Genomic DNA, 24,705 nt, shown 5'->3' on the forward strand with positions numbered 1-24,705 from the left:
TCACGCCGCCAGCTCCCCGGCCGTGCCCGCAAACCCCTTCATCCGCAACTCCCTCGCGCCTTCCAGCCCGAGCGGCTGGTGCGTGGCGGCCAGAACGATGCCGCCCTTTTCGAGATGGCGGGAAACCAGCCGGGCGAACATGCGGTCCGCCGCTGCATCGAGGGCGGCCGTCGGCTCGTCGAGTATCCAGACCGGCCGCCAGGCGACCAGCAGCTTGGCGAAGGCGAAGCGCCGCTGCTGGCCGGCGGAAAGATAGCCGAAAGGCAGATGGGCAATGCCGCCGAGGCCGACCTCCTCGGCCGCCTCGCCGATGGAAAGCCCTTGCCCGCCCTGCGAATCACTGAGAAAATCCTTCCAGAAGGAAAGGTTCTCCTCCACCGAAAGCTCGGGCTTCATGGCGTTGCGATGTCCGAGATAATGGGCCGCCTCGCCTGCCGGTCGCGCCTCGCCGCCCTCCTTCGCCATATAGGAAACCGTCCCGGATTCGGGCCGCAAAAGCCCTGCGACGACGCGCAGAAGCGTCGATTTTCCCGAACCGTTGGCGCCGGTCAGGATAAGCGCCTCGCCCGCTTCGAGCGTGAAGGAAACATGAACGAAAAGAAGGTCTTCGCCGCGTCTTGCAGCCAGTTTGTCCGCTATCAGCCCCACACAAGGCTCGCTTTCCGGCGATTCCGCATCGCACCGTAAAAAATGTTGAATTTCAACGTTGGTTGATCTGGCACCTTTCTTAGAAATTATCTATATGAGTTTCAACCACGCCAGCGGCCGGCGTGAACATCATCCAAGCGCCGAACAAGAAGCTGCGGGAGCAGCTTTACGTGCGGACAGCGGAAATGGTCGTACCCGCATCCTGATTGCATGACAGTGCATAGGCGTCCGCACGATCGTGTTGGCTATCAGTGAGAGACGGGGTCATCAGTGTCCAAATCGCTCGACAGTTTCAATTGCCGTTCCACCCTTTCGGTGAACGGTAAGGATTATGTTTACTATAGCCTTCCGAAGGCTGAAGCAAACGGCCTAGCCGGCGTGTCCCGGCTGCCCTACTCGATGAAGGTTCTGCTCGAGAACCTGCTTCGCAACGAAGACGGCCGCTCCGTCAAGAAGGAAGACATCCTTGCGGTCGCCGAATGGCTGAACAACAAGGGCCTCAAGGAAGCGGAAATCGCCTACCGCCCGGCCCGCGTGCTCATGCAGGACTTCACCGGCGTTCCCGCCGTCGTCGACCTTGCCGCCATGCGCGACGGCATCAAGGCGCTTGGCGGCGATCCGGAAAAGATCAACCCGCTCGTTCCCGTCGACCTCGTCATCGACCACTCGGTCATCGTCGACGAATTCGGCACGCCGCAGGCCTTCGCCCGCAACGTTGAGCTGGAATACGAGCGCAACGGCGAGCGCTACCGCTTCCTGAAGTGGGGCCAGCAGGCATTCGAGAACTTCCGCGTGGTTCCGCCCGGCACCGGCATCTGTCATCAGGTCAATCTCGAATACCTCGGCCAGACGGTGTGGACGAAGGAAGAGGACGGAGAGACCATCGCCTACCCCGACACCTGCGTCGGCACCGACTCGCATACGACCATGATCAACGGCCTCGGCGTTCTGGGCTGGGGCGTCGGCGGCATCGAAGCCGAAGCCGCCATGCTCGGCCAGCCGGTCTCGATGCTCCTGCCGGAAGTCATCGGCTTCAAGCTGACCGGCAAGCTGAAGGAAGGCGTCACCGCCACCGACCTCGTCCTGACGGTCGTGCAGATGCTGCGCAAGAAGGGCGTGGTGTCCAAGTTCGTCGAATTCTTCGGCCCCGGCATGGACAACATGCCGCTCGCCGACCGCGCCACCATCGGCAACATGGGTCCGGAATACGGCGCGACCTGCGGCTTCTTCCCCGTAGACGGCGAAACCATCAACTACCTCAACATGTCCGGCCGCACCAGGGACCGCATCGCGCTGGTCGAAGCCTATTCGAAGGCTCAAGGCATGTGGCGCGAAGGCGACGGCTCCGACCTCGTCTTCACCGACACGCTGGAACTCGACCTTAACGACGTCGTTCCCTCGATGGCCGGCCCGAAGCGTCCTGAAGGCCGTCTGCCGCTCGAAACCATCGCGCCGAACTTCGCCACGGCGCTTGAAAACGACTACAAGAAGCCCGGCCAGATCGACACGCGCTATCCGGTCGAAGGCGAGAATTTCGACCTCGGCCACGGCGACGTCTGCATTGCCGCCATCACGTCTTGCACCAACACGTCGAACCCGAGCGTGCTGATCGCCGCCGGCCTTCTCGCCCGCAACGCCGTCGCCAAGGGCCTGAAGTCCAAGCCGTGGGTCAAGACCTCGCTCGCCCCCGGATCGCAGGTCGTCGGCGAGTATCTCGAAAAGTCCGGCCTCCAGAAGGACCTCGACGCGCTCGGCTTCAACCTCGTCGGCTTCGGCTGCACGACCTGCATCGGCAATTCCGGCCCGCTGCCGGCGCCGATCTCGAAGACGATCAACGACAAGGGGCTGATCACCGCCGGCGTGCTTTCGGGCAACCGCAACTTCGAAGGCCGCATCTCGCCAGACGTTCAGGCGAACTACCTGGCCTCGCCGCCGCTCGTCGTCGCCTACGCGCTTGCCGGCACGGTCCAGAAGGACCTGACCACGGAGCCGCTCGGCACCGGCGCGGACGGCAACCCGGTCTACCTGAAGGACATCTGGCCGTCGTCGCACGAGATCCAGGAATTCATCCTGAAATACGTCACGCGCGAACTCTACGAAACCAAGTATGCCGACGTGTTCAAGGGCGACGCCAACTGGCAGGCCGTTCAGGTTCCGGAAGGCCAGACCTACGCCTGGGACGACAAGTCCACCTACGTCCAGAACCCGCCCTACTTCGTGGGCATCCAGAAGAAGGGCGCCGGCCTCTCCGACATCAGGGGCGCACGCGTCCTCGGCCTGTTCGGCGACAAGATCACCACCGACCACATTTCCCCGGCCGGCTCGATCAAGGCCGCCTCGCCGGCGGGCAGCTACCTGCTGGACAACGGCGTTCAGGTCGCGGACTTCAACCAGTACGGCACGCGCCGCGGCAACCATGAAGTCATGATGCGCGGCACCTTCGCCAATATCCGCATCCGCAACCACATGCTCGGCCCGAACGGCAAGGAAGGTGGCTACACCATCCACTATCCGTCCAAGGAAGAGCTGTCGATCTACGATGCGGCCATGAAGTACAAGGCCGAGGGCGTTCCGCTCGTCATCTTCGCCGGCGTCGAATACGGCAACGGCTCCTCGCGCGACTGGGCTGCGAAGGGCACGAACCTGCTCGGCGTGAAGGCCGTGATCGCGCAGTCCTTCGAGCGCATCCACCGCTCGAACCTGGTCGGCATGGGCGTCGTTCCCTTCACCTTCGAGGAGGGCACCACCTGGGCCAGCCTCGGCCTCAAGGGCGACGAAACCGTCACGATCGAGGGCCTGGAAGGCGAGATCAAGCCGCGCGAGAGGAAGATCGCCAGGATCACCTATTCCGACGGCACGGTGAAGGATGTTCCGCTTCTCTGCCGCATCGACACGCTCGATGAGGTCACATACATGGAGAACGGCGGCATCCTCCAGACGGTTCTGCGCGACCTCGCCGCCTGATCGTCCCTGCCGCAAGCAACAGGAGCCGCCGGACCCGTTCCGGCGGCTTTTTCACGAACAGACCGGCAAGTCCGGCGGACGGATGAAGAGAGCGAAAGTCTCACGGCGATTTCACCCCAACGTGACTTCCGCTTGCCCTGTCCGGACAGCTATTCTTTTCCCGTTAACGCGGAGATTTTCCGCAGGAATGCAGAATGGCCGAAAAGGCCGCAGGAAACACCCAGGGATCGCGAAATCATATGTCGCCAAAGCTGCTGACATGTCTGGCCGTCATGGCCGGCCTCATTGCCCCGGCCACGGCGCTTGGCGGCGAAGGGACGGCGCCGCGGGGCGTGGTCGAACTGTTCACGGCGCAGGGATGCGTCTCCTGCCCGCCGGCCGACGCGGTTTTCGAGAAGCTCGTCCGGCAGGGCGACGTCGTGGCGCTTGCCTATCATGTCGACTACTGGAACTATCTGGGCTGGTCGGATACGCTCGGCACCCAGGAAAACACCCAGCGCCAGTACGGTTACGCGAAAAGCCTCGGCCGCAGCAACGTCTATACGCCGCAGGCGATCATCAACGGCCGCGACCATGTGAACGGCGCGGATCTCGTCGGCATCAATGCGCGCCTCGACACGTTCGGCAACAAGGGCGCCGGGCTGACCGTGCCCGTTTCGGCGACATTGCGCAACGGCGAACTGGGCATCGAGATCGGCGGCGGCCAGGGCAAGGCCGAGGTCGTGGTCGCCTATTTCCGGCGGGTCCAGTCGGTCGAGGTGCTCAAGGGCCAGAACAAGGGCCGCAAGGCCACCTACTGGAACAGCGTTTACGACGTTCAGACGGTCGGCATGTGGGAAGGGCTGCCCTTGCGCATCACCTTGCCGACGAGCGTCATGAAAATGAAAAAGGGACCGGGTAAGGATGGCTGCGCCGTCCTGCTTCAGACGGCCAAGGACGACGGGGCGCCCGCCGCCATCATCGGGGCGACGATCCTGACACCGTAATATTATCGGAGGGAAGGCGTTGGCGGTCCGGGCCTGAAGGCATCTGGGGGCTGGGGTAAGGGTCAATGCACAACCGAACCCGGACCTTTTTGGCGCGAAGCGCACCAAACCAACGCCGCTAGAATGGCTCCAGAATTGCGGCACTGTTTTGTTCGAATTGCGACAGGCCAAAATTTCCTGCCGTCGCTGCTCCCTGCCCGTTTGATGGCTTGCTTTTTCGCGATTCGCAGTCAGACTGTCACCAATCTGCCATGAATCGACGCGGCGAGGCCCAATGAGCGATCGTTCGGATGCGAAAGCCGAAGAAAACCAAACCTCGGTGATCAATCTCGGAGAGTACCGGCAAAGCCGCGACGACCCTGCTCCCGTCACGTTCCACCGCAAGGAACTGGACGCCATTCTCCGCATTTACGGCCGCATGGTCGGCGAAGGCGAATGGCGCGACTATGCCATAGACCACATGAAGGAGAAGGCCGTGTTCTCCGTCTTCAAGCGGGCGGGCGAGATACCGCTTTTCCGCATCGAAAAGAACCCCAGGCTCGCCGCCAGGCAGGGCGCCTACAGCGTCGTGAACGCCACCGGTATGATCCTCAAGCGCGGACACGAACTGCCGCAGGTGCTGAAGGTCTTCGACAAGGTGCTGAAACTGGTCGAGAAGGATTGATCCACTGATCGCCCCGGCTTGCGGCCTACGGGTCGCGGCCGGCAGCCGGATAGGCCGTCATGTCCGGCGGTGTCGTGGTGCCTTCGCCGAGTGCGAGCTGCATGAACACCGTATCGAGCCACTGGTCCAGCTTGAACCCCGAACCTTCGATCCGTCCCACCATCGAGAACCCCGCCGCCGCATGCACGGCGATCGACGCGGGACTTGCCCCGCCGATGACCGCGACCATCTGCCGGAACCCGAGAGCCGTCGTCCGTTCGATCAGCGCCGCCAGCAGAAGCCTGCCGATCCCCCGCCCGCGCGCATCGGCGGCGATATAGATCGAATCCTCCACCAGCCAGCGATAGGCCGGGCGCGTCCGGAACGCCGAGGCATAGGCATAGCCGAGCAGGCGCCCCTCATCGTCCACTGCGGCGAGATAAGGATAGCCGTTGCCGGTGATGGCGAGAAAGCGGTTCCGCATTTCCTCGATCCCCGGCGCGACGATTTCGTAGGACGCCGTGCCGTTGAGGACCGCTTCCTCGTAGATCGCCTGGATCGCGGGAATATCGGCTGGAACGGCGGGGCGGATGGAACAGGACATGGGCTTGAACCGGAACGAAGACGCTCCTTCTTTCCACATCCCGCCGACCCGTTCAAGCCATGAAAAAAGGCGGCCCGGAGGCCGCCTTTTCCAAACCCTTTTTCCGGGTTCCGCTTCTTAGTTGTCGTTCCGGTTGCCCAGGAACTGAAGCAGGAACATGAAGAGGTTGATGAAGTCGAGGTAGAGCGTCAGGGCGCCCATGATGGCCTTGCGGCCTGCGACGAGCGCGTCGTCGCCATCGAAGTACATTTCCTTGATCTTCTGCGTATCGTAGGCCGTCAGGCCGGCGAAGACGAGAACGCCGATGGCCGAGATGGCAAACTGAAGCGCCGAAGAGGCGAGGAAGATGTTGACGATCGAGGCGATGATCAGGCCGAACACGCCCATGATCAGGAACGAGCCGAGGGCCGACAGGTCCTTCTTCGTCGTGTAGCCGTACAGCGACAGGGCGCCGAACGAGGCGGCCGTCACGAAGAACGTCTGCACGATGCTCTGGCCGGTGAAGACCAGGAAGATGGACGACAGCGACAGGCCCATGACGGCAGCGTAGATCCAGAACGTCGTCTGGGCTGCGGCCACGCTCATCGACGAGATGCGGAAGCTCAGGAAGAACACGAGACCGAGCGGGGCGAACATGACGACCCACTTGAGCGGGCTGGCGTAGAGCGCCTGACCGAATGGGGTGAGCGCGCCGTCGGAAACGGCCATGTTGAAGGTCAGGAAGGCGGCAAGGCCGGTAATCGCCAGACCGAGCGCCATCAGGTTGTAAACCTTCAGCATGTAGGACCGCAGACCCTGATCGATGTCGACACCGACCTGGGCGCGCGACTGCGTCATCCGGTTCTGGTAATTATTGAAGTCTGCCATTGTTTCCTCTTTCGAAGCTCCGAAGTTGATACGGTGTCGGGATACCCTTAGCACAATAAACCCGTGCGCCGCTGCGGAGCTACAGCAAGCATGCGTGAAATATGAGGTGATCCGCCTCCGGTTACAAGACCTTATCCGCCGGAAGGTCGAAATCCGGCCGGCAAAGCGCCGATCCTGACGAAAAGTTGATCGTTGCCGGCCGGGCGCGGCGCCCCGGCCTCACAATTCGCGCAGCACCGGCGCGGCCTTCTGGCCCAGAACCCGCCAGGTGCCGGCAAGCCCGATGCCGACCGTCATGACCAGCGCCACCGCCACGGTCGTGACGGCGACATCCGTGAGGAACACCGAGCGCAGGTTCATGATGCGGGCGACGACGTACCAGGCCGCCACGCCGCCCGAAAGCAGCGAGAACACCGCCGTCGCGAAGCCGAGGATCATGTATTCGAAGGTGAAGGCGCGGATCAGCAGGCGCCGCGTGCCGCCGAGCGTCTTGAGCACGACGGCATCGTGCGTGCGGGCGCGGTTGCCGGCCGCGAGCGCCCCGGCCAGCACCAGCACGGAAGCCACGAGCGCGATCGCCGCCGCCGCCCGGATCGCCGTGGCGATCTGCCCGACCAGGCGGTTGGCGGTGTCGAGCGCATCCTTCACGCGAACGCTGGTGATGGTGGGGTAGGCATTGGTGACGGCGCGCAGCACGGCGCCCTCCTGCGCGTCGCTCGCACCGGGATCGGACAGCGTCGCCAGCCAGGCATGCGGAGCGCCGCGGAACGTGTTCGGCGAGAACACCATGACGAAGTTGATGGACAGCGATTCCCAGTCGACATTGCGGAAATTGGCGATCTTCGCGGTGATCGAGCGGCCGAGCACGTTGACCGTCACGGTATCGCCGATCTTCAGCCCGATCTCCCCCGCCTCCCGGGCGGAAAAGGAGACGAGCGGTTCGCCGGCATAGTCCGCCGGCCACCATTCGCCCTCGGCGACGGTCGCATTCTTCGGCACGGCCTCCGAATAGGTCACGCCGCGGTCGCCGCGCAGCACCCAGCGGGCCGAGGGCGGCACGTTGCCGGCGTTCACCGCCTCGCCGTTGAACGCCAGGATGCGCCCGCGCAGCATCGGCACCTCGACCAGCTCGCCCTCCGGCGCCTGCTGGCGGACGATCGTGCGGAACCCGTCGAGTTCGCTGCCCTGGATATCGACGAAGAAGAAGTTCGGCGCCCTTTCCGGCAGGGTTCCCCCCAGCTCGCGGCGCAGGTTGCCGTCGATCAGCGCCAGCGTGACGAGGAGCGCCAGCCCGAGGCCGAGCGACATGACCACGGAGGCCGTCAGCGCCCCGGGCCGGTGGATATTGCCGATGGCGAGCCGGAGCGCCGGCGAGCGAACCCGCGGCGCGCGCCGCGCCAGCGCCGAGATCGCCACGGCGACCAGCCGCAGCACGATGAAGGCGCCGCCGATCGCGGCGAGGAAAACGATGGCGATGCGCCGGTCATGGGCCGAGAACACCGCGAGCGCCGCGAGTGCCGCAAGCGTGACCACGGCACCGGCGAGATAGGGCCAGGACGGCAGGCGCGCCTTCTGGAAGCCCTGCTCGCGGAAAAGCGCTGTCGCCGGCACTTCGCGGGCATGGCCGAGCGGCAGGATGGCGAAGGCCGCCGTGGTGAGATAGCCGAACAGGGCCGCCAGCCCGAGCGCCGACGGATAAACGGACGGCGCCGCCGAAACCGGCAGCACCTCCTTGAGGAAACCGGCAGCGACGAGGGGCGTGACCGCACCGATGGCAAGGCCGATGGCGATGCCGATGGAGGCGATCAGCAGGATCTGGAGGAAATAGATCAGCGACACGACCGAGGCCGGCGCGCCGAGGCACTTGAAGGCGGCGATGGTCGTGCGCTTGGAATCGAGGAAGGCCCGCACCGCATTGGCGACGCCGACGCCGCCGACGATCAGCGCGGTGAGACCGACGAGCGTCAGGAACTGCGTGAAACGGGCGATGTTGTCGGTCAGCCCGGGCGAGGCCCGGTCGCTGGTGCGGATCGACCATCCCGCATCGGGAAAGGCCCGGGCGGCCAGCGCCCGCACGGAGTCGTCGTCGCCGAGCGGCGCGTTCAGCCGGATGCGGTAGGCGTGCTCGACGAGGCTGCCCGTCTGGATCAGGCCGGACGCCTGCAACGCCTCGCGCGACACCATGATGCGCGGCGCGAAGCCGAAACCTTCCGACAGCGCGTCGGGCTCGTTCGTCAGCGTCGCCGAAAGCCTGAGCCGCACATTGCCCAGCAGCAGTTCCGCCCCGGGCGCGACGCCCAGCCGCTCGAACAGGAGCGGCGCAGCGATGGCGCCGTATACACCGTCCCGTTCGGAAAAAAGCTCCGACGTGGGCTGCTGCGGATCGGTCTCCAGCGTGCCGTAAAGCGGATAGAGCCCATCCACTCCGCGCACTTCTGCAAGCATCTGGTCCGAACCGTCCGGCAGGCGGACCATCGACCGGAAACCGGTGGTCACGGAAACCGTGCCCAGCCCGGAAAGCCATTCATATTCGGCCGGCGTCGCCTCGCGGTTGTCCAGTTCGAAGCGCACGTCGCCGGCAAGGATCGTCCTGCCTTCCGAGGCGATCGCATCGGTCATCGTGCGCGACAGCGAATTGACCGCGGCGATGGCGCCGACACCGAGCGCGATGCAGGCGAGGAAGATGTAGAACCCCTTCAGGCCGCCGCGCATTTCGCGCAATGCCAGCCTGAACGCGACCCGGACGCGAAACGGCAGGCCGCTCATGCAGTCTGCCTCTGGTGGAGAGCCGCATCATGGGCGCTGTCGCTTTCGATGTGGCCCGAACGCACGCCGATCTGGCGCGAGCAGCGCGCGGCAAGCGAGGGATCGTGCGTCACCAGAACCAGCGTCATGCCGCGTTCGGCCTGCTTCGAAAACAGGAGATCGGCGATCTGTCGGCCGGTTTCCGTATCGAGATTGCCGGTCGGCTCGTCGGCGATCAGCACCTTGGGCGAGGGTGCGAGCGCGCGGGCGATAGCCACGCGCTGCTGTTCGCCGCCGGAAAGCTGGCCCGGATAGTGGTGCAGGCGCTCGCCAAGCCCGACGGCACGCAATTCGTTTTCCGCGATGGCGAACGGATCGGCGATATTGGCAAGCTCCAGCGGCACCGCGACGTTTTCCAGCGCCGTCATGTTGGCGATGAGATGGAACGACTGGAACACGATGCCGATGTTGCGCCCGCGAAAATCGGCCAGCGCATCCTCGGAAAACGTATGAAGCGGCGCGCCGTCGATGACGATCTCGCCGCTGTCCAGCCGTTCGAGGCCGGCCAGGACCATCAGGAGCGTGGATTTTCCCGAACCGGACGGCCCGACGATTCCCGCCGCCTCGCCGGCCCGGATCGAGAGGTCGATGCCCCTCAGAACGTGAACGGCTGCGGCCTGGCTTCCCAGCGTCAGATCGGCCTTCCTGAGTTCGATGATGTTTTCTGGCACGGAAAGCGTCCTATATTGCTGGAAACATGAGGCGGGAATTGCGGTGCAACACCGTCTGCCAATCTAGGAAAGCCGATATGAGATTTAAAGCTGCCCTCTTTCACTTCGTCGTCATCGCGCTGACCGCCCTTGCGCCCCGGCTGGCGGCCGCCGAGCCGCTGCGGCTGGTCGGCCTCGGCGACAGCCTCATGGCCGGCTACCAGCTTCCCGCCGACGAATCCTACACCGCCCAGCTCGAAAAAGCCCTGAAGGACAAGGGCTTCGACGTGGTGATCGAAAACGCGGCGGTGTCCGGCGACACGACCTCGGGCGGGCTCGCCCGGGCCGACTGGTCCGTGCCCGACGGCACGGACGGCGTCATCCTCGAACTCGGCGCCAACGACGCGCTGCGCGGCATCGCGCCGGAGGACAGCGAGCGCAATCTCGATGCCATGCTCGCCCGCTTCCAGGAGCGCGGCATTGCGGTGATGCTTATCGGAATGCTCGCCCCGCCCAACATGGGCGACGACTATGCCGCCCGCTTCAACCCGATCTATCCGCGCCTCGCCGAAAAATACGGCGTTCCGCTCTATCCCTTCTTCCTCGACGGCGTGGTGACGGAATCCCGCCTGAAGCTCGAGGACGGCATGCACCCGAACGGCGAGGGGGTGGCAGTGATGGTTTCGCGCAGCCTGCCGGTTGCCGAGAAATTTCTGTCCAATATTTCGCAGAGCCGGAAATAAGTCTTGCGCGCAAAAGAATTGCATGTTCCGCTGTGTGCATCTGCAAAAGATTCGGGGAGACCTCGCCATGCCGAGATTGTTCACCGCCCTCGAAGTTCCGCGCGAAGCGGCCTTGAGCCTTTCCCTTTTGCGCGGCGGCATCCCCGGAGCCCGCTGGATAGACGTCGAGAATTATCACATTACCTTGCGGTTCATTGGCGACGTCGACGGCCGTACCGCCGATGAACTGGTCGACCGGCTGGACCGCATCGACCGGCCGCAATTCGCCCTGTCGCTCTCCGGCATCGGCGCCTTCGGTTCGAAGAAACCGCATTCGATCTTCGCCAGCGTCACGCCCTCCCCGGAAATGTTCGCGCTTCAGGGCGAGATCGAGCGCATCTGTCAGCGCATCGGCCTGCCGCCGGACCCGCGCAAGTTCACGCCGCACGTCACGCTCGCCCGCCTCAAGAACGCCCGCCTCGACGACGTGGCCCACTACCTGTCCGGCCGAGGCGATTTCCAGACCATGCCCTTCATGGCCCGGCGCTTCGTCCTGCTCTCCTCGAAGGAATCGGTCGGCGGCGGCCCCTACCTGACGGAAGAGGTCTTCCCGCTTTACGATCCGCGCATGGAAAGCAACCTTTCCAATAGAAGCCCGCAGCCCGAAAGCAGCATATTGTAAACGTCGGCGAAGTCGTCTGGTCCGCCGTAATAGGGATCGGGAATGTCGAAATCGCGCGCCGCGGCGAAGCGGCTGAAGAGATGGATGCGACCGGCATGGTCCGAAGGCGCGCGCGCCTTCAGCGCCGCGACATGGCCCCGATCCATGCCGAGGATGAGGTCGAAGCGCTCGAAATCCCTGCCGGTGATCTTGCGCGCCCGCTGGCCGGAAATGTCGATCCCGTTGAGCGCCGCGACATGGATCGAGCGGCGATCCGGCGCCTCCCCTTCATGCCAGCCGCCCGTGCCCGCCGAATCGGCCCTGTAGGCGGCGGCCTCGCCCCGTTCGGCGGCCAGATGCAGAAAAATCCCTTCGGCCAGCGGCGAGCGGCATATATTGCCGGTGCAGACGAACAGAACGGATGTCACGGTCATGCGTTATGCTCTCCGGTGAAGCAATTCCAGGAAAAGTGAGAAGCGGTTTTCCGTTCGGAATTGCGCGAAAACAGACGGAACACAGGTAAGACGGAATGCAGGAGGTTGGCATGAAACGGCAAAGGCTGGAAGAGGCGGAAGTATGGGCAAGGCTCGGCGCGCTGCCGGGCTGGGAGCGTCATGACGATGGCAGGTCGATCGTCCGGTCGCTGAAATTCAGGGATTTCAGCGAGGCCTTCGCCTTCATGACCCGCACCGCAATGCAGGCGGAAAAGCTCGACCACCATCCCGAATGGTCCAATGTCTGGTCGCGCGTCGACATCACCCTTTCGACGCACAGCGCCGGCGGCCTCACCGAACTCGACTTCGAACTCGCCGCATTCATCAACGCCATTGCCGGTCCGGCGGATTGATTTGATTTCGCCGCAATCGATCACCATATTTTGAAACGTGGATTTCGGGCTGCTGCTGGAGGTGCAACCGGATGGACGATGTGAAATACGGCGAAATTCTTCTGCCCGGCGACGAAGAAACCGAACAGCGCCGGGAAGAGACCGTGCGGGCGGGATTCTGGCCGAAGATCCGCAAGGTGGCGACCAAGGTGCCCTTTGCCCGCGATGCCGTGGCCGCCTGGTACTGCGCCACCGACCGGCAGACGCCGGTGCGCGTGAAAGGCGTGCTTTTTGCGGCACTTGCCTATTTCGTCATGCCGGCCGACCTCATCCCCGACATTTTCACCGTCATCGGCTTTTCCGACGACATGGCTGTCCTGACGGCCGCCTTCGCATTGATCCGCGGCCATATCCGCGACCGCCATTACGAGGCCGCCGACCGGGCTCTGTCGGGCGAGATCGAGGCCCCGGAGAAGAATTGAACCGCCAGCGGCCGACTTTCGGCGCAACGTCCGGCAAGAACACACTCTTGCCGGATTTCTTGTATCTGAAATCGGCGGAAGACATGAGGCTGACGGCAAAACCGCGAATTATGTCCAGCTTTGACCGATTTTTGAGGCCAAACGGGCGTCGAACGCCTCCGCGTTGACGGTTTAGTAACCTCGATTAAGTCAAAATAAATCGAATTATGGGTGCGCCCGGGCCGTGTCGAGGCTGGGCGCCGGACGATAAGAGAACGGCAGGACACAATGTTTGTAAGAAGCATCGCAACCACCCTCGCACTCCTCCTGGCAAGCGCAAGCCTCGCATCCGCCCAATCGCCGACCCGTATCCAGCAATTCAACGCCTGGGGCGCGTATTCCTACAAGACGCAGAACAATACGCTCTGCTACGTTCTGGCCGTTCCGTCCGAGAAGCAGCCGGCATCGGTGGATCACGGCGACGTCTTCTTCATCGTGTCGCAGCGCCCGGGGCAGAATATCTCCTACGAGCCGCAGGTGATGATGGGCTACAACCTGCAGGCCGATTCCAAGGTGACGGTTGCCGTCGACGGCAAGAACTTCACCCTGTTCACCAAGGAAAAGTCGGCATGGGTCGAGAACGCCGCCGAGGAGCCGGCCCTGGTCGCGGCCATGCGCGGCGGCCGCAACCTCACCGTTCAGGCCACCTCCGCCCGCGGCACCAGGACGAACTACACCTATTCGCTGTCCGGCATCACGGCGGCGCTGAACCAGATCCGGACCTGCAACTGAGCCACGGCGGTCCATGCGTCCGTTCCTGACGACCGGAAGCCGGCCCCGCGCCGGCTTTCGCCGTTGCGGATCGCGGATCGCCGCCTGTCGTTCGAAAGGCCCGCTCAAAAGGGATGACGCGGCGGTCATTTGATGATAAAGGCCGCGGGAAATGCCCTTTGCCGACAGCATGAAGGGGCACAGCAAGCAAGACAGTTCCGAACCTGACAGCGCCCCCGGAGCGATCCGGCCGGGCCATCAACCTGATGATGGAATGACGCCGATGTCCGCCACCGAGGCCGTGATCGAGAAAGCGCCGCAGAAGCCCGTGATGCCCCGCGCCGGTGCGGAGAAGCCGACGCTGGTCGGGCTCACGCGCGAGGAGATCGGCACGGCGCTGCGCGAGCGCGGCATTCCGGAAAAGCAGGTCAGGATGCGCGTCGCGCAGATCTGGAACTGGCTCTATGTGCGCGGCGTCTCGGATTTCGACGCCATGACCAACGTGGCCCGCGACATGCGCGAGATGCTGAAGACGCATTTCACCATCGCCCGCCCGGAAATCGTCGAGGAACAGGTCTCTGGCGACGGCACCCGCAAATGGCTTCTGCGCTTTCCGCCGCGTGGCGCCGGCCGCCCGGTCGAAATCGAGACCGTCTATATTCCCGACGAGGGCCGCGGTACGCTGTGCATTTCCTCGCAGGTCGGCTGCACGCTGACCTGTTCCTTCTGTCACACCGGCACCCAGAAGCTGGTGCGCAACCTGACGGCGGAGGAAATCCTTTCCCAGCTTCTGCTCGCCCGCGACCGGCTGGGCGATTTCCCGGATGCCGAAACGCCGGTCGGCGCGATGGTGCCCGCCGAAGGCCGCAAGATCACCAACATCGTGATGATGGGCATGGGCGAGCCGCTCTACAATTTCGAGAGCGTCAAGAAGGCGCTTCTGATCGCCTCGGATGGCGACGGCCTGTCGCTGTCGAAGCGGCGCATCACGCTTTCCACCTCCGGCATCGTGCCCGAGATCATCCGCACCGGCGAGGAAATCGGCGTCATGCTGGCGATCTCGCTGCATGCCGTGCGCGACGACCTGCGCGACATTCTCGTGCCGATCAACAAGAAGTATCCGCTGAAGGAACTGCTCGACGCCTGCCGCGCCTATCCCGGCCTGTCGAACGCCCGCCGCATCACCTTCGAATACGTGATGCTGAAGGACGTCAACGACAGCCTTGAGGACGCCAGGCTGCTCATCAAGCTGCTCAAGGGCATTCCGGCCAAGATCAACCTCATCCCCTTCAACCCGTGGCCGGGCACCAACTACCAGTGTTCGGACTGGGAAACGATCGCCAAGTTCGCCGATTTCATCAATCAGGCGGGCTATGCCTCGCCGATCCGCACACCGCGCGGCCGCGACATTCTCGCCGCCTGCGGCCAGCTGAAATCGGAATCCGAACGCATGCGCAAGACCGAGCGCCTCGCCTTCGAGGCGATGATGATCGCCAACCACGGCGAGGATTGATTCTCGCCGGTGTGGGCCGAAAGCCCGAAGGTGGCGTTTTCAGCGCGCCTGCGTGAACAGGATTTTCACCGCAAACAGCGAGAACACGGCGGCGAACGTGTAGTCGATGGCGCGCACCACGCCCGGGTTGCGCAACAGCCATGCCGACAGCCTGTCGGCGGCGAGCACCACACCGACCGTGACCGGCAGCGACACGACGATGAAGGTCATGCCGAGCACGAACAGCTTGCCGGTGACATGCGGATCGCTGGCCGAAACGAATTGCGGCAGGAAGGTCATGAAGAAGATGATGACCTTCGGATTGAGCAGGTTGACGACGATGCCGGTCCACACGGCCGCCGCGGGCGAGGAGCCCGCCGTTTCCGTGCCCGCACGCACCTCCACCCGGAACGTTGACCCGTAGCGCAGCGCCTGCACCGCCAGCCAGAACAGATAGGCCGCCCCTCCCGTCTTCAGGATCATGAAGGCCGTGGGCGAGGCGATGACCAGCGCCGACACGCCGAAGGCCACCAGCATCGTATGGACGGCGCAGCCGATATTGGTGCCGAGCAGCACGGCAAGCCCCGCCGAGCGGCCGTCCCTCAGCGCCCGGCTGATCGAAAGCGTCATGTCCGGCCCGGGCGTGGCGGCGAGCAGCAGCGTCGCCGCGGCGAAAGCCAGGAACGTCGGAAACGAGGGAAGGAATTCCATGATTGACCTGCGGCGTGCTGAAACGAGGCGGCTTCCCGGCCATGCCGCGCCGGAACCTGCCTGCACCCGCGACAGCGGCACGCCGGAACAGGGATCGGGAGCGCAGCCGGCGAATCCGCAAGACCTTTGCCCGGTTTAACGCGTCCCGCGGAAAAGGCAATCGTCGAAACGGCCGGCATGGCTTTCCCGTTTCGACTGTAACAAACGTTTGACATATTGTTTTTGCCTTGTCAGTTTGCGACAAGGTTCTTTCGGGAGGAGAGCAAGAGGAGACCCCCATGCGCCAGCCTTCGATCGTCATAGCCAGCGCCGCGCGCACGGCCGTCGGCGCCTTCAACGGCGCCTTTGCCACGGTGCCCGCCCATGAACTGGGCGCGGCGGTCATTTCCGCCGTCCTTTCCCGCGCCGGCATCGGGGCGGAGGAGGTGAACGAGATTATCCTCGGGCAGATCCTGACGGCCGGCCAGGGCCAGAACCCGGCCCGCCAGGCGGCGATCAGGGCGGGCATTCCGGAAGCGGCAACCGCCTTCGGCGTCAACCAGCTCTGCGGCTCCGGCCTGCGCGCCGTCGCGCTCGGCATGCAGCAGATCGCCGGCGGAGATGCCGCGATCGTCGTCGCGGGCGGGCAGGAATCCATGTCGCTCGCGCCCCATTGCCAGTATCTGCGCGCCGGCGTGCGCATCGGCCATTTCGAGATGCTGGACACCATGCTGAAGGACGGCCTGACGGACGCCTTCTACGGCTATCACATGGGCGTCACCGCCGAGAACATCGCGCGCCAGTGGCAATTGACCCGCGCCGAGCAGGACGCCTTCGCAGCCGCCTCGCAGAACAAGGCGGAAGCGGCGCAAAAGGCCGGCCGCTTTGCTGACGAGATCGTGCCCTTCACGGTCTCCTCCCGCAAGGGCGATGTGGTGGTCGATCAGGACGAGCATGTCCGCCCCGGCACGACGCCGGATTCGCTGGCGAAACTGCGCCCGGCCTTTGAGAAGGAAGGCACGGTGACGGCGGGCAACGCCTCCGGCATCAACGACGGCGCCGCCGCCGTGCTGCTGATGACGGAAGAGGAAGCGGTTCGCCGCGCCCTGACGCCGCTTGCCCGTATCGCCTCCTGGGCAACCGCCGGGGTCGATCCGCGCATCATGGGGATCGGCCCCGTTCCCTCTTCGAAAAAAGCGCTTGAGAAAGCGGGATGGACCGTGGCCGATCTCGATCTCGTCGAGGCCAACGAAGCCTTCGCCGCCCAGTCCTGCGCAGTCGCCCGCGATCTCGACCTCGATCCGGACAAGGTGAACGTCAACGGCGGCGCCATCGCCATCGGCCATCCGGTCGGCGCATCCGGCGCGCGCATTCTCAACACGCTGCTGTTCGAACTGAAACGCCGCAAGGCAAGGAAGGGTCTTGCCACGCTCTGCATCGGCGGTGGCATGGGCGTCGCCATGTGTGTCGAGGCCCTTTAAGAACCTCTTAAATGACCTGCCCGACAGGTTAACGCTCGCGGCGGATCGAAGCTCCGCCGCGGGCGTTTTCCACTGTTTCATATGGTTAACAAATTGTTTTTACACCACATATTGCGGTGAACAAACCGGGAAACCGGCAACGTCAGCGATTCGTCGATGATTCGTTCCGTCTTTGGCCCGAAGGTTAACGGCGCCCGTCGAACCGGCAAAAAAAATGCCGGAATGCCCCGCTTGACGCGGCATTCCGGCGCAAGTCTCCTCCTCAGGGGACTGTTAAAGTGAAACTATCGGCAACGGGCCTCGTAGGTGCCGCCCCGGCGGTCGCGATAGACGCAGTAGCCGCGCCGCTCCTGCGACTGGCCGATCAGGGCACCGGCGATACCGCCGGCAACGGCGCCCACGGCAGCTCCGCCTGCGCGCCCCGTCACCACGCCGCCGATGACGGCACCGGAGGCAGCGCCCACGGCGGTCGTGCGTTCGGTGGTGGTGCAGGAGGCAAGCGCGCCGACAAGAGCAAGGCTCAATGCAATCTTCTTCATGATGTTCTCCCGGTTTGTGCGCATCCTCGAATGCGCAGGCGGCATGACCGCAGGTATCCAGTAACCGAATGAACGTCCTCATGCCGGAATGGTTCCGATCTTTTCCGAAAGATGAACACCGGGGCCCAAAGGTTAACGACGGCGGCCAAAACGACCGCCCGGAGCCGCCAGCGCCCGCCCCGCATATGTCTTCTCTCGCCGGCAGCCACCACATCTTGCGGTGAACAAACCGGGAAAACCCCGCCGTCAGCGATTCGTCGATGATTCGTTCCGCCTTTGGCCCGAAAGTTAACGCTGCAATGGTAGCCGCTCCATCGCATCGAATAAAATCAATGGGTTGGAACGTTTCTTAGCAAGTCGTGAATCCCGCCGCGCAAAAGTTAACGCCGGAGCCGCCGACACGCTTCGAGGCGGAGAAGGCGATTCAGCATCTGGTGGCCATCGAAAAAAGGACGACGAGATATTGCGGTGAACAAACCCTGAATCAGCATGAATCAGCGATTCGTCGCCGATTCGTTCGCAGGCTGTTCCGAATCTTAAAACAAGCACTTAGCCGGACCGGCGGCGCGCGTCTCACAACCGGGGAAAACAGCGCAAACCAGCCGGCCGCGTCTTGCCATCCGTCCCGGCAATCGCCATCTGTGGGGAAAGTCGCCCGACCCTGTCCGCAACGGAAGGGAAGCGGGCAACAGGCGCAATGCCTTCGGGAGCTGTGAACTTCACCTGATGCGACCCATGATCCTTTCCGGCCGCGGCGTGACCGCGGTGCTCGGACCGACCAATACCGGCAAGACCCATTACGCCATCGAGCGCATGGTCGCCCACGGATCGGGCGTCATCGGTCTGCCGTTGCGCCTGCTGGCCCGCGAGGTCTACACCCGTGTCGTCGAGAAGGTCGGGGCGCAGCATGTCGCCCTCGTCACCGGCGAGGAAAAGATCACCCCGCCGAATGCACGCTTTTCGATATGCACCGTGGAGGCCATGCCGCGCGAGACGAAGGCTGCCTTCGTCGCCATCGACGAGGTGCAGCTCGCCGGCGACCTGGAGCGCGGCCACATCTTCACCGATCGCATCCTGCACCTGCGCGGCCGCGAGGAAACGCTGCTGCTGGGCGCCGCGACGATGCGGCCCATCCTCGAACAGGTGCTGCCCGGCATTCTGGTCATCGAGCGGCCGCGCCTGTCGCAGCTTTTCTATGCCGGCTCGAAGAAGATCACCCGCCTGCCCCAGCGCAGCGCCATCGTCGCCTTCTCGGCGGACGAGGTCTATGCCGTCGCCGAACTGATCCGCCGCCAGCGCGGCGGTGCCGCCGTCGTGCTCGGCGCGCTCAGCCCGCGCACCCGCAACGCGCAGGTCGGCCTCTATCAGGCCGGCGACGTCGATTACCTCGTCGCCACCGACGCGATCGGCATGGGCCTCAATCTCGACGTCGACCACGTCGCCTTCGCGCAGGGCCGCAAGTTCGACGGCTACCAGTACCGCAACCTCAATCCCGGCGAACTCGGCCAGATCGCCGGACGCGCCGGACGCCACACCAAGGACGGCACCTTCGGCGTGACCGGCCGGGTCGATCCTTTCGACGACGAACTGGTGGAGCGCATCGAGGCCCACGCGTTCGACGCCGTGAAGGTCATGCAATGGCGCACCGCCACTTTCGACTTCTCCTCGATCAAGGCCTTGCAGCGCAGCCTCGAAGCCATGCCGACGGTGCAGGGCCTGACGCGCGCCCTGCCGGCGACCGATGCCCAGGCCCTCGACCATCTTGCCCGCTATCCGGAAGTCGTCGACATGGCGACCACCCCCGAACGGGTGGAGACGTTGTGGGATGCCTGCGCGCTGCCGGATTACCGCCGCATCACGCCCGCACAGCATGCGGACTTGATTTCGACGATTTATTTCGATCTTGTGCGCCACGGCGCCATCAGCGAAGATTTTCTCGCCGGGCAGGCGCGGCGCGCCGACCGCACCGATGGCGAGATCGACACGCTTTCGGCGCGGATCGCGCAGATCAGAACATGGACATACGTTTCGAACCGCCCCGGTTGGCTTGCCGATCCGACACACTGGCAAGAAAAGACACGGGAAATTGAGGATCGTCTGTCCGATGCGCTACATGAACGGTTGACGAAACGCTTTGTAGACCGCAGGACAACTGTGCTCATGAGGCGCCTGAGAGAGAATGCGATGCTGGAAGCTGAAATCAGTGTGAATGGCGATGTCTTCGTTGAAGGGCATCATGTCGGGCAATTGGCCGGTTTCCGGTTCACGCCCGCACCGGATATGGACGGGCCGGACGGCAAGGCGGTGGAGACCGCGGCCCTGAAGGCGCTCGCGCTGGAGTTCGAAGCGCGCGCCGCACGTCTGCATGCCTCCGGCAACAACGACCTGGCGCTCGATTCGCGCGGCCTCGTCCGCTGGCTCGGCGAGCCGGTCGCCCGCCTGGCGTCGAGCGACAACATCATGCGCCCGCGCGTCATCCTGCTGGCCGACGAGCAGCTGACCGGCAATGCCCGCGATCACGTCGCCGCCCGCGTCGAGCGCTTCGTCAACCATCACATCACCACCGTGCTCAAGCCGCTGGACGACCTGTCGCGCGCCGAGGACCTCCAGGGCCTTGCCCGCGGCCTCGCCTTCCAGCTCGTCGAGAACCTCGGCGTGCTGTTCCGCCGCGATGTCGCCGACGAGATCAAGACGCTCGACCAGGATGCCCGCGCCTCCATCCGCCGCTACGGCGTGCGTTTCGGCGCCTACCACGTCTTCATACCCGCGCTGCTCAAGCCCGCGCCCGCCGAACTCATCACCCTGCTCTGGGCGCTGAAGAACGACGGCCTGGAACTGCCCGGCTACGGCGAACTCATTCCGGTTCTCGCCGCCGGCCGCACCTCGATCGTCACCGACCCCACTTTCGAACGCATGTTCTACAAGCTCGCCGGCTTCCGTTTCCTCGGCAAGCGCGCCGTGCGCATCGATATTCTCGAACGCCTCGCCGACCTCATCCGTCCGCTGCTCCAGTGGAAGCCCGGCACCGAGCCGCGCCCGGAAGGCGCCTATGACGGCCGCCGCTTCGTCACCACCACCGCGATGCTCTCGATTCTCGGCGCGACGCCGGACGACATGGAAGAAATCCTCAAGGGGCTCGGCTATCGCGCCGATGCCGTACCGGCCGAGGAGGCGCAAACCGTCCTGAACGCCGGCAAGCCCGAGGAAGATACCGCCACGGCCGCCGAACCGGCAACGGAAGCGGCACCCGAAGCCTCAGGCGTAGCGGATGCCGACGTCTCGGTCGCGGAAGCCCCTGCCGAAACAGCTTCGGAAACGCCGGTCGAAACGGCCACGGAAACGCCCGCCGAGGCAATCACCGAAACACCGGCTGAAGCACCTGCCGAGGCAACGCCCGCCGAAGCGGCGCCTGCTAACGAAACCGCGCAAGACTCCGAAGCGACGCTCGAAGCCGCAACCGCGGCGGAGGAGCTTCCGCCCGCCGAACCGAAGCCCGTGCTCCTGTGGCGTCCGGGTGGGCGCAGCGACAGTCCGCGGGCCCGCCCGCAGGGCGAACACCGCGGCCGCGGCAACCGTCCGCAGGGCGAACGCCGGGACGGCGAAAACCGTCGCAGCGAAGGCCGTCCGGACCGCAACCGGGACGGCGAGCGCGACGGCGGCAAGCGCAACGAGCACAAGGGCGGCAAGCCCGGCCACGGCAAACGCGACAACAAGCGCGACAACCAGCGCTTCGAAGCCCGGCCGCCGAAGAAGGAGAAGCCGATCGATCCGGATTCGCCCTTCGCCGCTCTGGCCGCCCTTCGCGACCAGCTCAAGAAGTGACATGACGACCGGGGAGCCGCCTGTCGCCGAGCGCCAGCGCATCGACAAGTGGCTCTTCTTCACGCGCATGGTGAAGTCCCGCAGCCTTGCGCAAACGCTCGTCGAGGCCGGGCATGTGGCGGTGAACGGGCGCAAGGTCCATCAGCCGTCCCACGCCGTCAGGACGGGCGACCGCATCGAACTGACGCTCGAACGGCGCGACATCGTTCTCGTCGTCCGCGGCGCCGGCAAGAGACGCGGCCCGTTCGAAGAAGCCAGGCTGCTTTACGAGGATCTTACGCCGCCTCCCGAAGCCACGCCGCGCCTGTCGGCCTTCGAGCAGGCGCAGCGCCAGCCCGGCAGCGGCCGCCCGACCAAACGGGAGCGCCGGGCGCTCGACAATCTGCTTTCCGATTTCGACGGGACGGGAGAATAACACTCCCCGTTCCGCGACATTTTGAGTTCGCTTTCTCCTTGATAAGCGCGCTCAAAGGCAGTACCTGACAGTCGAGCTTTCTGATACCGAAGTCCCTTCCCGGCAGGCCGGTCCGGTCATGAAAAGGGAATGAAGTGCGGCCGGTGAGCCGACAACGCCTGGATCGTGGAGTGCCTCATGACGTATGTCGTGACTGACAATTGTATTCGCTGCAAATATACCGACTGCGTCGAAGTCTGCCCGGTGGACTGCTTCTACGAGGGTGAGAACTTCCTCGTCATCAATCCGGACGAGTGCATCGACTGCGGCGTCTGCGAACCGGAATGTCCCGCCGAGGCGATCAAGCCCGATACGGAGCCGGGCCTCGACGACTGGCTGAAACTGAACGCGGAATACGCCGCCGTTTGGCCGAACATCACCGTCAAGCGCGACCCCCTGCCCGACGCCAAGGAAATGGACGGCGAGGAAAGCAAGTTGGAGAAGTATTTCTCCGAGAAACCCGGCGCGGGCGACTGATCCCCCTTGCGGGACGCCTGAAACGGTGCGGACCTTTCCGCCCGACCAAAGCAAATTATTGATTTCCACATATTTTTGTGCTAGACATAACGGACTGGCCCACAGAAGGGTATTTTTATGCCCTGAAACCTCACGAAAGCAAGCTGGCACCACGCGCGATTTCCGTGACATTCGCAACGCCTGACGTTGCTCCGTCCCAGATCGCAAGGGTGGGCTGCTGCTGCGTGCAGGTCGGATGGCCGGTTTGGTGTCACTAGGCGGTATTCCCCGTCTCATCCGGGCCTGATCTGACCCGGCCGCCGGCCTCATGATGGCCGGGTGCGTAACAGGGAGTTTTTGAAACGAATGACGACCCAGCAGAAAAAACCTTCGGCAGCGCGGCATGGCTTCAAGCAGGGCGAGGCGATCGTCTATCCGGCGCATGGCGTCGGCACCATCTCCGTTATCGAAGAGCAGGAAGTGGCGGGCATGAAGCTCGAGCTTTTCGTGATTGATTTCGAAAAGGACAAGATGCGTCTCAAGGTTCCCGTCGCCAAGGCGGTGAACATCGGCATGCGCAAGCTTTCCGAAACCGATTTCGTTGAACGCGCCCTGAAGGTTGTCCAGGGCAAGGCCAAGGTCAAGCGCACCATGTGGTCGCGCCGTGCCCAGGAATACGATCAGAAGATCAATTCCGGCGACCTCATCTCGATCGCCGAAGTGGTCCGCGACCTGTACCGTGCCGAAAACCAGCCGGAACAGTCCTATTCCGAGCGCCAGCTTTACGAAGCCGCTCTGGACCGCATGGCCCGCGAGATCGCGGCCGTCAACAAGATGTCCGAAACCGAAGCCGTTCGCCTTGTCGAGACCCATCTCGCCAAGGGTCCCAAGCGCGGCAAGGCAGCGGAAGAAGAAGACACCCAGGACGAAGCCGCCTGAGACTTTCGTCCTGCTCCATGAAGACAGCCCGGCCATAGAGCCGGGTTTTCTTTTTTCAAGATTTCTCCGGAACCTTTTTTCGGCTCTCGCGTTTCAAAACTGTAGCAGCATCGTGAGCGGCCGCCGGGGGTGGCTTCTCCGTCCGGTCCGTCCCTTGCGGGCGGCACTCTTGAAACGATTTGGTCCTGGCGCCCGCAATCGCATGCGATTTCGGGAACGGTATCTCCGTGCCCAGCTTCTGGAGAAAGCGATGAACATCATGAACGTTGACCGCTCCCTCGTCAAATACGCCATGCAGGCACCCTATCTCGCGCGCGACGAGGAGCTGGACCTGGCAACCCGCTGGAGGGATGGCGACGACAGGGACGCCCGCAATCGCATCGCCACGGCCCATATGCGCCTCGTCATTTCGATGGCGTCGCGTTTCCGCGGCTTCGGACTGCCGCTGAGTGATCTCGTGCAGGAAGGCTATGTCGGGCTTCTCGAAGCCGCTGCCCGCTTCGAGCCGGAACGCAATGTCCGCTTCTCGACCTATGCGAGCTGGTGGATCCGCGCTGCCATGCAGGATTACATCCTGCGCAACTGGTCGATCGTGCGCGGCGGCACGAGTTCCTCCCAGAAGGCCCTGTTCTTCAACCTGCGGCGGCTGCGCGCCCGCATCGCCCGCGGCGACCGGGAACTGACGAGCCGTGCCGTTCACGAGGAAATCGCCGCAGCGCTCGGCGTCAGCATTGCCGACGTGCAGAACATGGATGCGCGGCTTTCGGCCCCGGACGCCTCGCTTCAGGCCCCCGCCATCGCCGGCGAGGATGGCGGACGCGAGCAGATCGAGATGCTGGAAAGCGAAGATCCACTGCCGGACGAACAGGTTTCGGGCATGATCGACGGCGAACGCCGCCATCGCTGGCTGCATCAGGCGCTCGGCCATCTCAACCGCCGCGAGGAACGCATCATCCGCGCCCGGCGCCTTGCCGATGAAAGCCTCACGCTGGAAGAACTGGGCAGCGAGCTGGGCATCTCCAAGGAGCGCGTCCGCCAGATCGAAAGCCGCGCCATGCAGAAGCTGCGCGACGCCCTCGAAATCATCGCACCGGGCATGGCCGCAGCGTAAAGCGCCCTCATCGACGGCAAGCGAAGAAGCCCCCGGACCGCCTCCGCAGTTTCAAGTGCCCTGCTCTCTTTCGTCATGCTCGGGCTCGACCCGAGCATCCACCGCGCCGCTTG

The 24,705-nt window shown here is 64.2% G+C and carries 24 protein-coding genes; 16 read left to right on the forward strand and 8 right to left on the reverse strand.

Translation table 11 applies throughout. From position 1 onward, the window contains the following. Nucleotides 1-648: a heme ABC exporter ATP-binding protein CcmA gene (gene ccmA, locus NOF55_RS19650; RefSeq protein ID WP_306412813.1), complete on the reverse strand. Its 648-nt coding sequence runs from the start codon at nucleotides 646-648 to the stop codon at nucleotides 1-3. Between the two features lie 58 nt (nucleotides 649-706). Here ccmA and NOF55_RS19655 point away from each other — a divergent pair, with 58 nt between their 5' ends. The 4 genes from NOF55_RS19655 to NOF55_RS19670 all read left to right on the forward strand — a co-directional run bounded on the left by NOF55_RS19655 (nucleotide 707) and on the right by NOF55_RS19670 (nucleotide 5,262). Beyond that, nucleotides 707-862 (forward strand): hypothetical protein, encoded by a 156-nt coding sequence (locus tag NOF55_RS19655; protein WP_306412814.1) that lies wholly within the window; start codon nucleotides 707-709, stop codon nucleotides 860-862. Between the two features lie 56 nt (nucleotides 863-918). Beyond that, nucleotides 919-3,612: an aconitate hydratase AcnA gene (gene acnA / locus NOF55_RS19660; RefSeq protein ID WP_306412815.1), complete on the forward strand. Its 2,694-nt coding sequence runs from the start codon at nucleotides 919-921 to the stop codon at nucleotides 3,610-3,612. Nucleotides 3,613-3,851: 239 nt separating this feature from the next. Continuing rightward, entirely contained in the window at nucleotides 3,852-4,598 is a 747-nt protein-coding gene (locus tag NOF55_RS19665; RefSeq protein ID WP_306412816.1) for a DUF1223 domain-containing protein, read from the forward strand. Nucleotides 4,599-4,872: 274 nt separating this feature from the next. Beyond that, on the forward strand, nucleotides 4,873-5,262 hold the full coding sequence (locus NOF55_RS19670; protein WP_306412817.1) for a DUF2794 domain-containing protein: 390 nt from the start codon (nucleotides 4,873-4,875) through the stop codon (nucleotides 5,260-5,262). 25 nt (nucleotides 5,263-5,287) lie between these two features. Here the strand turns inward: NOF55_RS19670 and NOF55_RS19675 are convergent, their stop codons facing one another. The 4 genes from NOF55_RS19675 to NOF55_RS19690 all read right to left on the reverse strand — a co-directional run bounded on the left by NOF55_RS19675 (nucleotide 5,288) and on the right by NOF55_RS19690 (nucleotide 10,188). Beyond that, a complete protein-coding gene (locus NOF55_RS19675; protein ID WP_306412818.1) occupies nucleotides 5,288-5,845 on the reverse strand; it encodes a GNAT family N-acetyltransferase in 558 nt (185 codons plus the stop codon). A gap of 117 nt (nucleotides 5,846-5,962) precedes the next feature. After that, nucleotides 5,963-6,712 (reverse strand): Bax inhibitor-1/YccA family protein, encoded by a 750-nt coding sequence (locus NOF55_RS19680; RefSeq protein WP_306412819.1) that lies wholly within the window; start codon nucleotides 6,710-6,712, stop codon nucleotides 5,963-5,965. Between the two features lie 219 nt (nucleotides 6,713-6,931). Beyond that, complete coding sequence (locus NOF55_RS19685) at nucleotides 6,932-9,478, reverse strand: ABC transporter permease (RefSeq protein WP_306412820.1); 2,547 nt, start codon at nucleotides 9,476-9,478, stop codon at nucleotides 6,932-6,934. Next, nucleotides 9,475-10,188, reverse strand: coding sequence for an ABC transporter ATP-binding protein (locus NOF55_RS19690; protein WP_306412821.1), 714 nt, complete (start codon nucleotides 10,186-10,188; stop codon nucleotides 9,475-9,477). The genes NOF55_RS19685 and NOF55_RS19690 overlap by 4 nt, the downstream gene beginning before the upstream one ends. A gap of 77 nt (nucleotides 10,189-10,265) precedes the next feature. Between NOF55_RS19690 and NOF55_RS19695 the strand changes: the two genes are divergently transcribed. Together NOF55_RS19695 and thpR are read left to right on the forward strand one after the other, a co-directional pair. Further along, nucleotides 10,266-10,910 carry an arylesterase gene (locus NOF55_RS19695; RefSeq protein WP_306412822.1) on the forward strand — a complete coding sequence of 215 codons (645 nt, stop codon included), beginning with the start codon at nucleotides 10,266-10,268 and terminating at the stop codon, nucleotides 10,908-10,910. 67 nt (nucleotides 10,911-10,977) lie between these two features. Beyond that, nucleotides 10,978-11,571, forward strand: coding sequence for an RNA 2',3'-cyclic phosphodiesterase (gene thpR, locus NOF55_RS19700; RefSeq protein WP_306412823.1), 594 nt, complete (start codon nucleotides 10,978-10,980; stop codon nucleotides 11,569-11,571). Here thpR and NOF55_RS19705 read toward each other — a convergent pair. Further along, nucleotides 11,505-11,984: a low molecular weight protein-tyrosine-phosphatase gene (locus tag NOF55_RS19705; RefSeq protein ID WP_306412824.1), complete on the reverse strand. Its 480-nt coding sequence runs from the start codon at nucleotides 11,982-11,984 to the stop codon at nucleotides 11,505-11,507. The two genes, thpR and NOF55_RS19705, sit on opposite strands and share 67 nt — an antisense overlap. A 110-nt stretch (nucleotides 11,985-12,094) precedes the next feature. Between NOF55_RS19705 and NOF55_RS19710 the strand changes: the two genes are divergently transcribed. From NOF55_RS19710 to rlmN, 4 genes are all read left to right on the forward strand, one after another. Next, entirely contained in the window at nucleotides 12,095-12,397 is a 303-nt protein-coding gene (locus tag NOF55_RS19710) for a 4a-hydroxytetrahydrobiopterin dehydratase (RefSeq protein WP_306412825.1), read from the forward strand. 71 nt (nucleotides 12,398-12,468) lie between these two features. Beyond that, nucleotides 12,469-12,858: a YkvA family protein gene (locus NOF55_RS19715; RefSeq protein WP_306412826.1), complete on the forward strand. Its 390-nt coding sequence runs from the start codon at nucleotides 12,469-12,471 to the stop codon at nucleotides 12,856-12,858. Between the two features lie 267 nt (nucleotides 12,859-13,125). Continuing rightward, nucleotides 13,126-13,629, forward strand: coding sequence for an invasion associated locus B family protein (locus NOF55_RS19720; protein WP_306412827.1), 504 nt, complete (start codon nucleotides 13,126-13,128; stop codon nucleotides 13,627-13,629). A 262-nt stretch (nucleotides 13,630-13,891) separates the two neighbouring features. Beyond that, nucleotides 13,892-15,121 (forward strand): dual-specificity RNA methyltransferase RlmN, encoded by a 1,230-nt coding sequence (rlmN, locus tag NOF55_RS19725; RefSeq protein WP_370869006.1) that lies wholly within the window; start codon nucleotides 13,892-13,894, stop codon nucleotides 15,119-15,121. Between the two features lie 39 nt (nucleotides 15,122-15,160). Here the strand turns inward: rlmN and NOF55_RS19730 are convergent, their stop codons facing one another. Next, on the reverse strand, nucleotides 15,161-15,811 hold the full coding sequence (locus NOF55_RS19730) for a LysE family translocator (protein WP_306412828.1): 651 nt from the start codon (nucleotides 15,809-15,811) through the stop codon (nucleotides 15,161-15,163). A gap of 278 nt (nucleotides 15,812-16,089) precedes the next feature. Here NOF55_RS19730 and NOF55_RS19735 point away from each other — a divergent pair, with 278 nt between their 5' ends. Then, nucleotides 16,090-17,271 carry an acetyl-CoA C-acetyltransferase gene (locus NOF55_RS19735; RefSeq protein ID WP_306412829.1) on the forward strand — a complete coding sequence of 394 codons (1,182 nt, stop codon included), beginning with the start codon at nucleotides 16,090-16,092 and terminating at the stop codon, nucleotides 17,269-17,271. A 284-nt stretch (nucleotides 17,272-17,555) separates the two neighbouring features. Here the strand turns inward: NOF55_RS19735 and NOF55_RS19740 are convergent, their stop codons facing one another. Further along, the gene (locus NOF55_RS19740) at nucleotides 17,556-17,813 is read right to left on the reverse strand and encodes a YMGG-like glycine zipper-containing protein (protein ID WP_306412924.1); all 258 of its coding nucleotides are present in this window, start codon (nucleotides 17,811-17,813) and stop codon (nucleotides 17,556-17,558) included. A gap of 732 nt (nucleotides 17,814-18,545) precedes the next feature. On the opposite strand from NOF55_RS19740, the gene NOF55_RS19745 reads away from it, so the two are divergent. The 5 genes from NOF55_RS19745 (at nucleotide 18,546) to NOF55_RS19765 (ending at nucleotide 24,592) form a co-directional block, all read left to right on the forward strand. Next, entirely contained in the window at nucleotides 18,546-21,632 is a 3,087-nt protein-coding gene (locus tag NOF55_RS19745; RefSeq protein ID WP_306412925.1) for a helicase-related protein, read from the forward strand. Nucleotide 21,633: 1 nt separating this feature from the next. After that, on the forward strand, nucleotides 21,634-22,047 hold the full coding sequence (locus tag NOF55_RS19750) for an RNA-binding S4 domain-containing protein (RefSeq protein WP_306412830.1): 414 nt from the start codon (nucleotides 21,634-21,636) through the stop codon (nucleotides 22,045-22,047). A gap of 177 nt (nucleotides 22,048-22,224) precedes the next feature. Further along, complete coding sequence (fdxA, locus tag NOF55_RS19755) at nucleotides 22,225-22,563, forward strand: ferredoxin FdxA (protein ID WP_306412831.1); 339 nt, start codon at nucleotides 22,225-22,227, stop codon at nucleotides 22,561-22,563. Nucleotides 22,564-22,908: 345 nt separating this feature from the next. Then, nucleotides 22,909-23,481, forward strand: coding sequence for a CarD family transcriptional regulator (locus NOF55_RS19760; protein WP_306412832.1), 573 nt, complete (start codon nucleotides 22,909-22,911; stop codon nucleotides 23,479-23,481). 250 nt (nucleotides 23,482-23,731) lie between these two features. Next, nucleotides 23,732-24,592 carry an RNA polymerase factor sigma-32 gene (locus tag NOF55_RS19765; RefSeq protein ID WP_306412833.1) on the forward strand — a complete coding sequence of 287 codons (861 nt, stop codon included), beginning with the start codon at nucleotides 23,732-23,734 and terminating at the stop codon, nucleotides 24,590-24,592. Nucleotides 24,593-24,705 lie beyond the last annotated feature (113 nt).

The sequence above is a fragment of the Ectorhizobium quercum genome, from assembly GCF_026552795.1.
GTDB lineage: Bacteria > Pseudomonadota > Alphaproteobacteria > Rhizobiales > Rhizobiaceae > Ectorhizobium > Ectorhizobium quercum.